15 protein-coding genes are annotated in these 15,072 nt (G+C 54.1%); 6 read left to right on the top strand and 9 right to left on the bottom strand.

The features are described 5' to 3' along the window. Positions 1 to 272: 272 nt before the first annotated feature. Positions 273 to 1,835 carry a malate dehydrogenase (quinone) gene (gene mqo / locus HHI26_RS20420; protein WP_167864832.1) on the top strand — a complete coding sequence of 521 codons (1,563 nt, stop codon included), beginning with the start codon at positions 273 to 275 and terminating at the stop codon, positions 1,833 to 1,835. 126 nt (positions 1,836 to 1,961) lie between these two features. Here the strand turns inward: mqo and HHI26_RS20425 are convergent, their stop codons facing one another. Further along, complete coding sequence (locus HHI26_RS20425; protein WP_133846371.1) at positions 1,962 to 2,549, bottom strand: LysE family translocator; 588 nt, start codon at positions 2,547 to 2,549, stop codon at positions 1,962 to 1,964. 137 nt (positions 2,550 to 2,686) lie between these two features. On the opposite strand from HHI26_RS20425, the gene HHI26_RS20430 reads away from it, so the two are divergent. Then, positions 2,687 to 4,138: a PLP-dependent aminotransferase family protein gene (locus HHI26_RS20430; RefSeq protein WP_171149580.1), complete on the top strand. Its 1,452-nt coding sequence runs from the start codon at positions 2,687 to 2,689 to the stop codon at positions 4,136 to 4,138. 54 nt (positions 4,139 to 4,192) lie between these two features. Here the strand turns inward: HHI26_RS20430 and HHI26_RS20435 are convergent, their stop codons facing one another. Next, positions 4,193 to 4,816 (bottom strand): glutathione S-transferase, encoded by a 624-nt coding sequence (locus tag HHI26_RS20435; protein WP_133846373.1) that lies wholly within the window; start codon positions 4,814 to 4,816, stop codon positions 4,193 to 4,195. A gap of 112 nt (positions 4,817 to 4,928) precedes the next feature. On the opposite strand from HHI26_RS20435, the gene HHI26_RS20440 reads away from it, so the two are divergent. Continuing rightward, the gene (locus HHI26_RS20440; RefSeq protein WP_133846374.1) at positions 4,929 to 5,780 is read left to right on the top strand and encodes a PhzF family phenazine biosynthesis protein; all 852 of its coding nucleotides are present in this window, start codon (positions 4,929 to 4,931) and stop codon (positions 5,778 to 5,780) included. Between the two features lie 51 nt (positions 5,781 to 5,831). Here the strand turns inward: HHI26_RS20440 and HHI26_RS20445 are convergent, their stop codons facing one another. Further along, on the bottom strand, positions 5,832 to 6,590 hold the full coding sequence (locus HHI26_RS20445; protein ID WP_133846375.1) for an SDR family oxidoreductase: 759 nt from the start codon (positions 6,588 to 6,590) through the stop codon (positions 5,832 to 5,834). Positions 6,591 to 6,705: 115 nt separating this feature from the next. On the opposite strand from HHI26_RS20445, the gene HHI26_RS20450 reads away from it, so the two are divergent. Both HHI26_RS20450 and yhjD read left to right on the top strand, forming a co-directional pair. Continuing rightward, positions 6,706 to 7,605: a LysR family transcriptional regulator gene (locus tag HHI26_RS20450; RefSeq protein WP_133846376.1), complete on the top strand. Its 900-nt coding sequence runs from the start codon at positions 6,706 to 6,708 to the stop codon at positions 7,603 to 7,605. 56 nt (positions 7,606 to 7,661) lie between these two features. Continuing rightward, the gene (yhjD, locus tag HHI26_RS20455) at positions 7,662 to 8,675 is read left to right on the top strand and encodes an inner membrane protein YhjD (protein ID WP_133846377.1); all 1,014 of its coding nucleotides are present in this window, start codon (positions 7,662 to 7,664) and stop codon (positions 8,673 to 8,675) included. A 31-nt stretch (positions 8,676 to 8,706) separates the two neighbouring features. Here the strand turns inward: yhjD and HHI26_RS20460 are convergent, their stop codons facing one another. From HHI26_RS20460 to fieF, 4 genes are all read right to left on the bottom strand, one after another. After that, positions 8,707 to 9,483: a CDP-diacylglycerol diphosphatase gene (locus HHI26_RS20460; RefSeq protein WP_171149581.1), complete on the bottom strand. Its 777-nt coding sequence runs from the start codon at positions 9,481 to 9,483 to the stop codon at positions 8,707 to 8,709. 181 nt (positions 9,484 to 9,664) lie between these two features. Further along, complete coding sequence (locus HHI26_RS20465; protein WP_133846379.1) at positions 9,665 to 10,654, bottom strand: sulfate ABC transporter substrate-binding protein; 990 nt, start codon at positions 10,652 to 10,654, stop codon at positions 9,665 to 9,667. A 143-nt stretch (positions 10,655 to 10,797) separates the two neighbouring features. Then, complete coding sequence (gene pfkA / locus HHI26_RS20470) at positions 10,798 to 11,760, bottom strand: 6-phosphofructokinase (RefSeq protein ID WP_133846380.1); 963 nt, start codon at positions 11,758 to 11,760, stop codon at positions 10,798 to 10,800. Between the two features lie 213 nt (positions 11,761 to 11,973). After that, positions 11,974 to 12,876, bottom strand: a complete 903-nt coding sequence (fieF, locus tag HHI26_RS20475; RefSeq protein ID WP_171149582.1) for a CDF family cation-efflux transporter FieF — start codon at positions 12,874 to 12,876, stop codon at positions 11,974 to 11,976. Between the two features lie 250 nt (positions 12,877 to 13,126). On the opposite strand from fieF, the gene HHI26_RS20480 reads away from it, so the two are divergent. Next, on the top strand, positions 13,127 to 13,567 hold the full coding sequence (locus tag HHI26_RS20480) for a hypothetical protein (protein WP_171149583.1): 441 nt from the start codon (positions 13,127 to 13,129) through the stop codon (positions 13,565 to 13,567). 34 nt (positions 13,568 to 13,601) lie between these two features. Here HHI26_RS20480 and HHI26_RS20485 read toward each other — a convergent pair whose 3' ends face one another. Continuing rightward, positions 13,602 to 13,841, bottom strand: coding sequence for an ogr/Delta-like zinc finger family protein (locus HHI26_RS20485; RefSeq protein WP_133624021.1), 240 nt, complete (start codon positions 13,839 to 13,841; stop codon positions 13,602 to 13,604). A 61-nt stretch (positions 13,842 to 13,902) separates the two neighbouring features. After that, on the bottom strand, positions 13,903 to 15,015 hold the full coding sequence (locus HHI26_RS20490) for a phage late control D family protein (RefSeq protein ID WP_171149584.1): 1,113 nt from the start codon (positions 15,013 to 15,015) through the stop codon (positions 13,903 to 13,905). Between the last annotated feature and the right edge of the window lie 57 nt (positions 15,016 to 15,072).

Consider the following 15,072-nt stretch of genomic DNA (forward strand, 5'->3'; position numbering starts at 1 on the left):
TCGCCCTGGCGGGCCGTTCAACGGCCCGTATCAATGTTGCTTATTTTTTAACGCTCATCATTCTCATTTTTAATCTTTAAACACTTTTTTAATTACCCCGTAACAATGCTATATTTCTGACGCTTTTGAACAGCGATTAAACACTTTGAATTCATGTGGATTTTCGCTGTCAGCAATCCAGAAAGGGCGAAGCAGTCAGACGGGTTCCAGAAGGCCTGCCACTGCTTCTCTACTTAACATGTTGATTTCCTTCAACACGGAGATGTCGTCTCATGCGCAAACTGGCAGTAGAGAAGCACGTCGATGTATTACTGATCGGGGGTGGCGTGATGAGCGCAACACTCGGTACCTACCTGCAAGAGCTGGAGCCAGAATGGCGCATCGGCATGGTAGAGCGTCTGGATGGTGTAGCCGAAGAGAGCTCAAACGGCTGGAATAATGCCGGTACCGGCCATTCCGCTCTGATGGAGCTGAACTACACCCCAGAGAACGCAGACGGTTCTGTCGATATCAAAAAAGCGGTGGAAATTAACGAAGCCTTCCAGGTTTCCCGTCGCTTCTGGGCACACCAGGTGCAGCGTAATGTCCTGCGCGATCCTCGCAGCTTTGTCACCAGCGTCTCGCATATGAGTTTCGTCTGGGGCGAAGAGAACGTCGATTTCCTGAAAAAGCGTTTTGCCGCCTTGCAACAGAGCACTCTGTTTCGCGGGATGGAGTTCTCTGAAGACCCGGATCAGATTAAAGAGTGGGTGCCACTGGTGATGGAAGGTCGTGACAGCGCGCAGAAAGTCGCGGCGACCCGCATTCCGACCGGAACCGATGTGAATTTCGGTGAAATCACCCGCCAGCTGGTGGCATCGCTACAGCAGAGCAAAAACTTTGAACGTCAGACCAGCCATGAAGTGCGTGCGATTAAACGCAATGACGATGGTTCCTGGAGCATCACCGTATCCGACCTGAAGAACAACGATGAGAAAACAATCATCAGGGCAAAATACGTGTTTATCGGTGCCGGTGGGGCAGCGCTGACGCTGTTGCAGGAGTCCGGTATTCCGGAAGCGAAAAACTATGCCGGCTTCCCGGTCGGTGGTGAGTTCCTCGTGACCGATAACCCGGAAGTGGTAAAGCGTCATCAGTCTAAGGTGTATGGCAAAGCGTCGGTGGGTGCCCCGCCGATGTCTGTACCGCATCTTGACTCCCGCACGCTGGATGGCAAGCAGGTGCTGTTGTTCGGGCCGTTCGCCACGTTCTCCACCAAGTTCCTGAAACAGGGTTCACTGTGGGATATGTTCGGTTCCATCACGCCATCCAACCTGATGCCGATGGTACGCGTTGGCCTGGATAACTTTGACCTGGTGAAATATCTGGTCGGTCAGGTGATGCTGAACGAAGATGACCGCATCAACGCCGTACGCGAATACTTCCCGGATGCCCAAAAAGCCGACTGGCGCCTGGTGAAAGCCGGCCAGCGCGTGCAGATCATTCAGAAGGATGCCAACAAAGGCGGCGTGCTGAAACTGGGGACGGAAGTGGTCACCTCACAGGATGGCACGATTTCGGCACTGCTGGGTGCCTCTCCAGGCGCCTCTACGGCGGCACCGATCATGCTGGACCTGATGAGCAAAGTGTTCAAAGACCAGATGGCATCGCCGGAATGGCAGAGCAAGCTAAAGGCGATCATTCCTTTCTACGGTCAGAAACTGAATGGCAATGTGGCAGCCACTGAGCGTGAACTGGCCGAAACCAGCCGTATTCTGCAGCTGGATTACACGCCAATGAACCCGGCCGCGAATGACGAACCTGTGGTTGTCGAGGATTCGGTGGTCGGCAAGTAGTCGCTGTAACGGGCGCGGCACGCTGCGCCCCTACAGCGTTTTGCGATCCCTGCACCTCGTCAGGCCTGCCGCGCTTTTACGATCCCTTGTAGGTGCCAGGCATGCCTGGCACACCGCCCCTTGTAATTATGACAGCTGGAATGCCTCCACCAGCATCCACACCGTGGTGACCAGCAATGACAGCGCCATCACGCCGTTAAACAGCTGAAGTTTCCACGCCACCTGCAGATGTTTTCCCAGCCGATCGCCCATCATTGCCCAGATCAGAATGCACGGCAGGTTCAGCGCCATAAAACTCAGCATCACCGTCAGAATCGTACTGTTCACGGTGTACATCAGCGCCACGTTGATCGCCATCAGCCAGGCTTTAGGATTCACGGCCTGGAACAATGCCCCACCGACAAACGTCATTGGCCGCGCTTTCTCACGTAACTCCGGCGCACCAGAGCGGAAGATCTTCCACGACAGCCACAGCAGGTAGGTACAGCCGAGCAGAGTCAACGGCAGACGTATCGCGCCCATCCATTGCAGTAATACCTCAAGCATCGCCCCCGCAAGCGCCGTCTGTAATCCGCAGCCGACCAGAATGCCGCTGACCATCGGCAGTGTACGGCGTATGCCAAAGTTCACGCCTGACGTGGCCAGCATCAGATTGTTCGGGCCTGGGGTGATCGACATCACCGTGACGTAGCTGATAAAAGAGGGATCAAGCATGATTTCTGTCCTGCATTCCAAGTGAGAGCCTCAGTGTAATCAGCCGTCAGCAATGGTAACAGATGCAGAAACCCGCTATTGTTATGAGTACAATACGTCAAACATAGTCACTGTACCCACAGGTTGAGGAGCACATTGTGTCCATCGTCGAACCGCCGATCACGTTGTACCATCAGCTGGCAGAAACGCTGGCGGAGGCCATCCATCAGGGCACCTTTATGCCCGGCAGCCGCCTGCCCGCGATTCGCCGCTGTGCCAGCAACCATCAGGTCAGCGTCAACACCGTGCTCACCGCCTATGGCATCCTGGAAGATCGCGGGCTGATTGAAGCTCGCCCGCAGTCAGGGTACTACGTGCGCGACACGCTGCCTTCGCTGGCCCGGCCCTCTTTTCAGCGCACCAGCGTACGTTCCCCCAGCAGCGAAAAACTCGATCTGATTGATGCAGTGTTCGCCGCACAGAACCACAGTGACTACACCAATATCTCGCTGGCCTGTCCCCAGAGCGGGGATTTTTTCCCGACAGGGAAAATCAGCCGCATTATTGCCTCGCTTCTGCGCAGGGAGCCCGAACTCATTGGCCGCTATGCGCTCCCCCCCGGCAGTCTGCGTCTGAGACGTGAAATCGCACGCCGCTCAATGGAACTGGGCATCACCCTTAGCGCAGAAGACATCACCCTGACGCATGGCTGTATGGAAGCGCTGCAACTCGGGCTGCGTGCCGTCACACAGCCTGGCGACTGCGTCGGCGTGGAAACACCCACCTATTTCTATCTGTTCCCGCTGCTGGCCAGCCTCGGTCTGAAAGTGGTGGAAATCCCAACGGACCCACAGTACGGGTTGTCGCTGGATGCGCTGGAGCTGTTGTTACAGGAAAAACGTATCCAGGCGCTGATCGCCATGCCAAATGCGCAGAACCCGTTAGGCAGTAGCATGACGCTGGATAGCAAAAAACGGCTGGCGCGGCTGGTCAATCACTATCAGGTGCCGCTGCTGGAAGACGGGCTGTACACTGAACTGCAATTCTGCTGGCCGCTGACGCCCGCAGTAAAAGCCTTCGATGACGGCGGCTGGGTGATGTACTGCACCAGTTTTACCAAAACGGTTGCCCCCGACTTCCACCTTGGCTGGATTGCCGCCGGGCGTTTCAGCCAGCAGCTGGCGCGGCTGAAAGCCGTCTCTTCACTGGCAGAGTCTCGCCTGCTGTCGGAAGCGCTGGGGCATTTTCTCGAGTCAGGTGGCTACGACCATCATCTGCGCTCACTGCGCCGTCGTTACGCCGCGCAGCTGGAAGAGGCCCGCGGTATTATCGCCCGCCATTTTCCTCAGGGAACGCGGGCCACGCGCCCGAGCGGTGGCTTTGTCTTCTGGGTTGAGCTGCCGGGTAACGTCGATAGCGTGGAACTGTTCCATCGTCTGTTGCAGGAGAAGATTTGCCTGACGCCGGGTGCGCTCTACACCCTCTCCGAACGCTGCAACAATGCACTGCGCCTCTCCTGCTGTTATCCCTTTGACGAACGCTATACCTGGGCGCTGAAACGTACGGGCGCGCTGGCGTGTGAAATGAGTGGCATTGCGGCGGGGATGTAACGGCGTGGTGTGACGCCACTGCGGGTCGACCGCAAAAAAGTCGACCCGGACGGGTTATGGCGTGCCGTTACGGCCCCAGGTGGCATAACCCTTACGCGCCGTCAGGCGCTCATAATAGGCACGCACCGCAGGCAGATTAGCGTGATCGAGCGGTGTCTCATACCAACGGTTCACGGACAGGCCTATCGGAATATCAGCCAGTGAGAATGTCTGCCCGGCCACATACGCACCCGTGCGCTCCAGCTGCTGGTTGAGAATCCCCATCGTGTAAGCCCAGCCTTTTGATGCGGCAGCCAGCAGACGCGGGTCCTGATGCGCCGGTGAGTGACGCACCAGTGACATAAAGGCATAGCGCCAGGCAGTATTCAGTTCCGTCGCCTGCCAGTCAATCCACTGATCGACACGGGCACGGGCCTGTGGTGCCGTGGGATACAGCGCTTCACCACCGTAAGCGTTCGCCAGATAGCGAATGATGGTGTTTGACTCCCAGAGAATAAACTCACCGTCCTGAATCACCGGGATCAACGCATTGGGGTTCATCGCCTTAAATTCTGCCTCCTGCGGTGACTTAAAACCATCGCCCCACTCTTCGCGGTGAAAATCGATCTCCAGCTCATCGCACAGCCAAAGCACTTTTCTGACATTGATAGATGAGGCACGTCCCAGTATTTTCAGCATAAAATCATCACTTTTTTAACCACTGTGGTTTATTAATACCCATAATAGTCGGTACTGACAACCGCCAGGCGGATCGTCAACCAACGGAACCTTCACGCTGACAGGAAGAGCTATGACGCAATTACGCCCTTTTAAACAGGTCGATGTATTTACTTCCACCCCGTACAACGGCAACCCGCTTGCGGTAATTATGGATGCCAGTGGTCTGAGTGATGAGCAGATGCAGTCAATCGCCCGCTGGACCAACCTGTCGGAAACTACGTTTGTCCTGCCCCCCACCGATCCGACGGCCGACTATCGGGTGCGTATTTTCACCCCGGATACCGAATTCCCGTTTGCAGGCCATCCCACGCTGGGCACGGCACATGCGCTACTGGAGGCGGGCATCACACTTCACCACCCTGGCCAGATTGTGCAGGAGTGTGGGCTGGGACTGGTGCGGGTCAAAATTAGTGACGACGGCGCGCTGGCTTTTGCTGCCCCGGAAGCGATCCTCACGCCCTTCAGCGATGCGCCAATCAGCAGCGCGCTCAACAGCGACCACCTGGAAACAGAACTGCCAGTGATGATTGCCGATATGGGGATTCGCTGGCTGCTGGTGCCCATGACGTCAGCCAATGCCGTACTGGCGCTGAAGCCAGACGTGGTGGAGTTTTCTCGCCTGGTGCAGAAAGCCCGGGTAGATGGCGTGATGCCGTTTGGCCCCTTGCCCGGTGGGCAAGAGCAATACGAAGTGCGCGGCCTGCTGATTGAGCAGGGCTCGCTAACCGAAGACCCGGTCACCGGCAGCGCCAACGCGTGCCTGGCGCGTTACTTCCAGGCACGTGGCGTCGAGTTGGATTACCGTGTACGCCAGGGAAGCGCGATGCAGCGGGCCGGGCGCCTCAGCGTGCGCTATGCGGCTGACGGCATCTGGATTGGCGGTCAGACCGTCACCGTGATTGACGGCACGGTCCGGGTATAATCCTTTCCCCGTAGAGGCGGACCTTCTGTTTCGGTCCGCCTGCCCCCAGAATTACAGGAACATTCCGCCCGAAGCCTCGATACGCTGACCGTTCACCCAGCGGCACTCTTCGCTGAACAACGCGGCAACCGCATGGCCGATATCATCTGGCAGCCCAACGCGTCCCAGCGCAGTCTGTGAGGCGACAAACGCATTCATTGCCGCATCATCACGGACTTTTCCGCCACCGAAGTCCGTTTCAATCGCGCCAGGTGCCAGAATATTTACCGCAATACCGCGCACGCCCAGTTCTTTGGCCTGATAACGCGTCAGCACCTCCATTGCCCCTTTCACCGCCGCATAAGCGCTGGAGCCCGGCAGGCTGAAGCGTGCCAGACCGCTGGAGACATTCAGGATGCGCCCACCGTCAGCCATCAGCGGCAACAGGATCTGCGTCAGGAAAAACGGCCCCTTAAAATGGACATTCACCAGATGATCAAACTGCGCTTCCGTGGTGTCAGTGAAAGGGACGTACAAACCCGTACCGGCATTGTTTAATAAATAATCAAAGGTTTCACGCTGCCATACCGTTTTGAGCTGTTGGGCAACCTCAGCGGCAAATGCGCTGAAGCTCTGGCTGTCCGCCACATCCAGCGGAAGTGCCACCGCACGGGCCCCGAGCGCCTGAATGCGGGCCACAACGGCTTCCGCTTCCTGCTGCTGGCTACGGTACGTCAAAATCACATCAACGCCCTTTGCGGCGAGTTTCAGGGCTGCATTCTGGCCTAAACCACGGCTTCCGCCGGTAATCAGTGCTATTTTCTGGCTCATTTTTTTCTCCAGGGAGTGGGCTGTGGACAAAAAAGAGGATATTACCTGCCAGCTGAACTATAAATGTCTTCAAATACGCTTCACTGTTCCATTAATAACAACAATGAGCTCAGCAATGGATAAAATTCACGCAATGCAGGTGTTTGTCAGAGTGGCGGAAATGCAGAGTTTTACCAAAGCAGCGGAGAGCCTGGGCCTGCCAAAGGGTAGCCTGTCGCGCCAGATCCTGGCGCTGGAAAACAGTCTCGGTTCACGTCTGCTGCACCGTACCACACGCCGGGTGCAGCTGACTCAGGATGGGCAGGTTTACTTCGAGCGCTGCCGTGATGTGCTGGCCACGCTGGATGAGATGGACTCGCTGTTTCAGCACGACCCCGCGACCCTGAGCGGACGACTGCGGGTCGATATGCCGGTAAGCCTGGCCAGTAACTACCTGATCCCGCTGCTGCCGGATTTTTTACAACATTACCCGGGAATTGAGCTGGAGCTGAGCAGCAGCGATCGGCGAGTGGATGTGATTCGCGAGGGCTTCGACTGCGTAGTGCGCGTTGGCGTACTGGAGGATTCCGGGCTGATTGCGCGTCAGCTCGGCCATCTACCGTTGATCAACTGTGCCAGCCCGGGCTATCTGGCGCGCTTTGGCACACCGCATACGCTGGAAGCCCTCTCTCAACATGCCATGGTGCATTACAGCCAGCATCTGGGGAGCCAGCCTGAAGGGTTTGAATATTACGATGGGAAAACGGCCCGGCTGATTAAGACCGGCGGCGTGATGACTGTCAACAGTACTGAAACTTACCGCGCCGCCTGTATCGCCGGCCTGGGGATTATCCAGGTCCCACGGGCAGGGGTATTGCAGGCGTTGAAAGAGAAAAAACTGGTCGAAATCCTGCCACAGTTCCCGGCACGCGCCATGCCCGTCTCCCTGCTCTACCCCCACCGCCGAAACCTGGCACGCAGGGTGCGAGTGTTTATTGAATGGCTCAGTCAGGCCCTTACGCGTTACGTCACCTGACCAGCAGGCTATAATTAGCGGCAGTCTTACCGTCAAACCAGGATAAAGAAGGATTCATGGCAGAGAAACCACAACGTACGACCCGACCCGAAGAGCAGTCCGCAGAGAAGCCGCTTATCAACCTGAAAACCGGCAATCATACGGTAGATAAATCCCTGACGCGGGTATCGCGACTGGTTGAGTGGTTCCGTGCTATTCCAGCAGTGGCGCATTTTATCCGCGCCGGTGAGCGCTTTAACGATCGTCTTGGCAGCCAGTTTGGCGCTGCGATCACCTACTTCTCTTTTCTCTCACTGATCCCGATCCTGATGGTCTCTTTCGCCGGCGTCGGTTTTGTGCTGGCTTCTAACCCTGATCTGCTCGCCAGGTTGATCAATACGATCGTCAGTAATATCAGCGATCCATCACTGGCCGCCACGCTAAAGAGCACGGTGAACACCGCTATTCAGCAACGAACCACCGTTGGCCTGACGGGCCTGCTGGTGGCACTGTATTCCGGGATTAGCTGGATGGGCAATCTGCGCGAAGCGATACGCGCTCAGTCACGCGATGTTTGGGAGCGTACGCCGCAGGATCAGGAAAAAATCTGGTTTAAATATTCGCGCGATTTTATTTCGCTGACCGGACTGGTGCTGGCACTGATTATCACACTATCACTGACGTCGATTGCCGGTGCAGCACAGGCCGCTATCGTACGTGCCCTGGGTCTGGAGGGGATTGAATGGCTGCGACCGGCCATGACGTTGATTGCCCTGTCGATTTCCATTTTCGCTAACTATTTGCTGTTTCTGTGGATTTTTTGGATCCTGCCGCGTCATAAGCCGCGTAAAAAAGCCCTGTTTCGTGGCACATTGCTGGCCGCAATAGGGTTTGAAGTGATTAAATTTATTATGACGCTGACGCTACCGAAACTGGCCTCTTCGCCATCCGGTGCGGCCTTTGGGTCGGTGTTAGGACTGATGGCATTCTTCTATTTCTTTGCACGCCTGACGCTGTTCTGCGCGGCATGGATTGCCACCGCCCGTTATAAAAATGATCCGGAACCGGTGCAAAAAAACGAAGCGGTATAGTGTCAAAAGGAGCCGGTTTTACCGGCTTCTGTCAAAGCTCACTACCGGATGTCGAATTCAATAATGCGCAGCGATGGTCTTGTAATTCCTCCGCAGAGGCGCGATTAAGCAGCAGCAGATTACGCTTAACCACCATCAACACTCGTCTGCCATCACCCAAAGCGGCAATGGCAATACCATAACTGCCCATGTTTTCACGCGCACCTGGCAACTCATTTGCCATACGGATAAACGGGCTGGTGCGCTTAAACTCATCACGACTGATCACTCTGACCAGATACTCATGGCTGCCAAGACGCTGGCTTTGCCAGCGATCATTCAGCCGCGCACTGAGCGCATCTAACTGGTGACGAATATCCGGGCGCAGGCAAGAGATATGAATGTGTAACTGATTTTGGGTACGTCCCCAGCGCGAATTAACCGCCAGTGAATAGATCCGATCATCTATAACCGCACCGCGTTTCTCTTCCATAAAATGACGTGCACGCCAGGCTTCCGCCAGATAATTAGGCGTAGAGGGATTAAGTAAACCCGGGCTCTCCACTCCCGTTATTTTCGCTACCGGCATCAGCAAAAATTGCAGCGCACCGTTCCTGTCTTTTAATACCACATACCCGTCCTGAATATTGACCTGACGGCAGGGGGACGGATTGTTTTTTTGCTCCTGGCCTGGTACACATTTCTGGCTGACTATTTTCCATAACTGGTCAGAATTTTTTAAGTAATTCAATGCAATATAAGCACAACCGACGGTTACCAATACCACCATAGTGACCAGCGTGATAACAACCCGCCTTCGTTCCAGCATCTTTTCCAAACCTCTACCCAATTGTTGTTCACAATGTAATCTAAGCTGCGTGAAATATCATGCGAAATCATCACTTCACGGTACTTTTTTGGAAACCAGGCTACCTGATAAATACTTAAATCAAATAACGAAAAAGGGCCGACAAATGTCGGCCCTTCGGAACAATTCAGGGTTACACGAATTAGCGCTTCATCACCTGGTCGTAAGTCCCCCCTTCAGCGAAGTGGGTTTTCTGCGCCTGCGTCCAGCCACCGAACTTATTATCGATAGTAAACAGTTTCACCGGCTGGAAGGTGCTGGCATATTTCTTCGCGACTGCAGCATCACGCGGACGATAGAAGTTCTGAGCGGCAATATCCTGCCCTTCGGTGGAATACAGATACTTCAAATACTCATCAGCGACTTTACGGGTATCACGCTCGTCCACCACTTTGTCGACCACGGAAACAGTCGGTTCTGCGAGGATCGATTCGCTTGGCGTGATGATTTCAAACTGATCTTTGCCCAATTTGTTCACCGCCAGATAGGCTTCGTTTTCCCATGCAATCAGCACATCGCCAATGCCACGTTCAACGAAGGTATTGGTGGCGCCACGTGCGCCAGAATCCTGCACTTCAACGTTTTTAAACAGGGCCTTCACGTATTCCTGAGCTTTAGCCTGGTCACCTTTGTTCTGGTCCAGTGCCCAGCCCCAGGCCGCCAGATAGTTCCAGCGTGCACCACCAGAGGTTTTCGGGTTCGGGGTGATAACAGACACGCCAGGTTTGGTTAAATCCTGCCAGTCATGAATTTGTTTCGGGTTACCTTTGCGAACGAGGAATACGATGGTGGAGGTATAAGGAGCGGAGTTATCTGGCAGGCGCTTGATCCAGTTCTTATCAATACGGCCGCGCTCGGCAATCGCATCCACATCGGAGGCCAGCGCCAGCGTCACTACATCGGCTTTGATGCCATTGATGACCGAAGTTGCCTGTTTACCTGAACCACCGTGAGACTGGCGGATGACGACATTATCGCCCGTTTCCTGTTTGTAATGCGCGCTAAACGCTTTGTTGTACTGCTCGTACAGCTCACGCGTTGGGTCATAAGACACGTTCAACAGCTGGATATCCTTGGCCAGCACGCTGGTTGAGGCCAGTAACAGGGTAATTCCTACACTCCACTTCTTCATTGCACGTACTCCCAAAGGTTTATCTGATAAGGAGCGTGACACAAAGTGTAGAGTGAATTAAAGAATTAAAAATTAGCTGTAATAACTATATGGAATAACGATTTGCATAATAAAGGCGCTGACCAGCAGCGCCTTGTTTTTCATCAGTAAAGTTTTTTAGCGGTATCCAGCCAGTCGCCTTTAAACGGACGCTTCATGTTTTCAATCGCGTCAATGATGTCATGGTGCACCATCTTCTCGTTTTGAATACCGACGCAGCGACCGCCGTAGCCCTGCAACAGCAGCTCAATGGAATAGGCACCCATACGCGAGGCCAGAATGCGGTCATAGGCTACCGGTGGGCCACCGCGCTGAATATGGCCAAGCACCGTGGCACGCGTCTCGCGTTTGGTTTCTTCTTCGATAAATTTCGCCAGCTCGTCGATATCGCAGATGTGCTCAGTGATGGCCACGATGGCGTGTTTTTTGCCTTTGGCAATCCCCGCTTTGATTTCGCTCACCAGCTCTTCACGGGTGTAAGGGATTTCCGGCAGAACGATAAACTCACAACCACCGGCAATCGCCGCAGCCAGCGTCAGATCGCCACAGTAACGGCCCATCACTTCCACGATAGAAATACGCTGATGTGATGATGAGGTGTCACGCAGGCGGTCAATCGCTTCGACAACGGTTTCCAGCGCGGTGAAATAGCCAATCGTGTAATCCGTTCCCGCTACATCGTTATCAATGGTGCCTGGCAGGCCAATACACGGGAAGCCCATCTCGGTCAGGCGCTTGGCGCCCATGTAAGACCCGTCACCGCCGATCACCACCAGCGCATCAATACCGCGCTTTTTCATATTTTCGATGGCAACAGTGCGCACATCGTCATTACGGAATTCAGGAAAACGCGCAGACCCGAGGAAGGTGCCGCCGCGATTAATCATATCTGACACGCTGTAGCGGTCGAGATTGACCATGCGATCTTCATACAGGCCGAGGTAGCCGTCATAAATGCCACAAACTTCCAATCCTTCACTGAGCGCGGCGCGAACAACACCCCGGATCGCAGCATTCATACCTGGGGCGTCGCCGCCGCTTGTCAGTACACCGATTTTTTTGATCATGACAACCTCTGAACTTGATGATGCAAATGATGAATTCTGGACGCCGGAGCGGGATTAAAAACATACATACGAGATAACCGGCTCAATTATTGGCAATAGTATATCAAACACTTCAAGCTGAATTGATTCAGGTCAGGCAACTTTCGGCTATTTTTTTTGCGGTGTATCACGTTTTAAGTAGTGTAAACGCTAACCATTTCATTTAAAAACGCTTTACAGCTCAAATTTGCCCTGCGGCCTGCCGGGTATCACAGAACACGGGTCCTGATGAATAATCACATCGGAACCCGGAAACTGATGCAGCAGCGCCTGTTCAACCTGCTCCGCAATCTGATGAGCCTGGTACAGCGGAAGGTGGTCGTCCATTTCCAGATGCAGTTGAATAAAACGCGTCGGCCCGGACTGGCGCGTGCGAATGTCATGCGCCCCCTGAACACCGGGCCAGGCCGCAATGATGTCTATAATCGCCTGATGCTCCTCAACGGGCAGGGCGCGGTCGAGCAGGGCCTGAACGGCCTCATAACCCATACGCAAAGCACTGTACAGAATCCACACGCCAATCCCTAACGCAAACAGCGCATCGGCACGATGAAAGCCGTACCAGCTGAGGGCCAGGGCCAGCAAGATGGCACCGTTCATCACAACGTCAGATTGATAGTGCAGCATATCAGCGCGAATAGCCTGACTGCGGGTACGCCGAACCACCCAACGCTGGAATGTGACCAGCACGAGCGTTGCCACCAGTGCAATCACCGTGACGACCATCCCCACCAGCGGGGCTTTCATCGGTGCAGGAGACGCAAGGTGTTGTAAGCCAGTGAGGAATAAAAACAGTGCAGAACCGGAGATAAACATACTCTGCGCCAGTGCTGCAAGGGACTCCGCCTTGCCATGACCGAAGGTATGTTCAGCATCAGCCGGTTGCAGTGAGTAGCGCACCACAAACAGGTTGGTCAGCGAAGCGGCAATATCCACCAGAGAATCCACCAGCGCCGCCAGTACGCTCACTGAGCCCGTATACCACCATGCAAAAATCTTGATAATTAACAGCATCGAGGCCAGCACCGTCGCTGCAAGGGCAGCGGCATTCACCAGCCGGGCGTAATTTGCATTCATGGAATACCCCGTGACGTCGGAGTGCTAAGTATACTGAGTTTTGGGCAAAAAAAACCCCGCCATCATGGCGGGGGAAGACAGGGATATGTCATTTTATTGACAATAAACCAATGAAATAAAAGGAATTGTTTCACTCAATGTCCACACATTGACCACATCAATTAATTCAAGCCCACCAACTCGTGGGCTTTCTAACCACTTGAAGGTAATATTTTAGAAAACACTTACCACCAATCACTTAGGAATCAGGATGATTACCAAAACCTCTTTAGTCATAGCAACCACACTATCCCTCTCCCTTCCTTTCGCCGCACAGACTGCAAATATCGAAACCATACCCGCACCACTGCAACACTCTCTCAGCAAATTAAATCTCACCTCCCCTCCTGTTTTGGTTAACGGGGATCTGCACATAGCTTACAAATTTGACGAGATTGGAGAGTTACAGGCCAAAGCCACAGTTGAAGACATGTGCTTTGCGTATTACGGCGATGTTAAAGGTAAAACAGCCTGGAAGGCGGGAAAGATAGAACGTGTGTTCATAGAAAATAGCGATCGTACTCAAGGCTATGTTTACCAGGATGGTGACAAAAGCTGTGACCTGTTAGGTAAGAAATCAGGCAATGAAGGCGACGCATTTATCATTGACCGACTAGCTGAAGCCACCTTCAAGCCTGCAACTTTGAATTAATAAAAAACCCCGCATTGCGGGGTTTCTGTTGTCTTCAGAGTGATAAGGCTAACTGGTCATCCCCATAGTGGGAGCCGGGAAAAATATCTTTCGGCACGCTGTGCGCGGCTACCGGGCTGACCTGGTTCAGAAAATGCTCTACGGAATCCAGAGTAGTAAACGCGGCACCGCAGGCAAGGTTATTGCACTGGTGGTAACTGCGGCGAGTCATCTCGCTGATTCTTACGCTGGTACGGGTTTTGGCGCTGGCGTTGCATTTCGGGCAGGTGAACATAAAACCTCACCACTATCTGATTAAACTCGCCCTGCATTTTAGGATAACTCCGAAAAATAATCTATTCCGTTTCGCTTGTTTCTTCAGCACCTTCCCAGCCAGTGATCCGCACCTCCAGCTCCAGCCCGGTCATAAATCCGTTATCGTCAATGGTATGAGTCACCCGGTTAATCACCCAGTCGGCCGCATCGATCATCGGTTTAAAGCCACTGACATTCGCGTGCAGTTCGGGGTACAAATCTTCACGACCACGCGCCAGGGTGATACTGAACTCAGCCGCTCCGCGCTGAAGCTCAGCCCACTTCGCCGCCGCCGCACGTCGGGCAGCCCGCTCTGTCTTAAACGTTTTGCGCATGACAAATACGTTACCTTCTGCGCCTTCAACGTAATCCCCTTCTTTCTTGCTTGAAGCTGGCGTGGTGGTGACTGGTTTTGTTTTTTTCCGGCGCTTTACGGCCGTAGGCTTTTTCTTACCGAAGTTCAGATCAAGCCAGTAAGCCTGAACGCCTGTGTATGCATCGCGATCAGCAACCCGGAATGAATGCCCGTCCCCGCTTGCGCGGGTAATCATTACCGACGGCAGCACGCGGCCACTCTGTGAAACTCCCATACCCGGCACGATAAACAGTAACCGGCCATTTTTAATCGTGGCAACAGCGCCGATCATTTCAGCCATGCGCGTCAGGAAGCTGATATCGGATTCACTGGTCTGGTCAGCGTGGTCTATCTCCACATCCTTCAGTGACGCACTGACCGCCGGGATCAGATCATAGCGACCGGCAATAGCGGAAACCACCGCCCCCACGCTGATGTTATGCCAGCTGTATTCTCGCTTAACGTTGAAGTCCTCACGAAAATCCGCACTTCGGGCGGTGATCACCAGACGGTCAGGCGGCCCCTGGTGGGTAATTTCATCCACCGTATACACACCTTTATCAACCAGAGGCTTATTAGCCCAGCCGATAGCAACAGCGATTTCCGCACCTCTCGGCGGCATGACAACCATCCCGTCAGTATCATCAATCGTCAGCTCCAGCATGTCCGCTTCAAAGCCGCGGTTATCCGTCAGCGTCAGCGACATCAACCGATCATCCAGACTTGTCAGCACCTCGCCTTTTACCATCAGCTCAAATGCTGGCTGTGGTGATAAATCGTCATCAAATATGTTCAGCATAAATCCCCCTGCCTGCATCCTCGCCCGCGTGAGGACTTCAGTCAGCTGGCGCAGGTT

Source organism: Erwinia sp. JH02 (assembly GCF_013074405.1).
Lineage (GTDB): Bacteria > Pseudomonadota > Gammaproteobacteria > Enterobacterales > Enterobacteriaceae > Erwinia > Erwinia rhapontici.